Origin of the sequence: Bacillus sp. SIMBA_005, assembly GCF_046535585.1 — a bacterium.
GTDB lineage: Bacteria > Bacillota > Bacilli > Bacillales > Bacillaceae > Bacillus > Bacillus pumilus.
Map to the genome: position 1 here is coordinate 1 of NZ_JAWRWI010000599.1, position 262 is coordinate 262.

At 51.5% G+C, this 262-nt stretch carries 2 tRNA genes; both read right to left on the reverse strand.

Annotated elements, in window-relative coordinates:
- Positions 1 to 73: transfer RNA gene (locus SB660_RS21465), tRNA-His, on the reverse strand.
- 30 nt (positions 74 to 103) lie between these two features.
- Positions 104 to 177, reverse strand: a tRNA-Trp gene (locus SB660_RS21470).
- Positions 178 to 262: the final 85 nt, after the last annotated feature.

Consider the following 262-nt stretch of genomic DNA (forward strand, 5'->3'; position numbering starts at 1 on the left):
GGCGATTGATGGGAATCGAACCCACGAGTGCCAGAGCCACAATCTGGTGCGTTAACCACTTCGCCACAACCGCCATAGATGTTATGAATCATATTAAGAAAATTGGCAGGGGCAGTAGGAATCGAACCCACACCGGAGGTTTTGGAGACCTCTGTTCTACCTTTAAACTATGCCCCTATGAAAATAAAAATGGTGGAGGGGGGCGGATTCGAACCGCCGAACCCGGAGGGAGCGGATTTACAGTCCGCCGCGTTTAGCCACT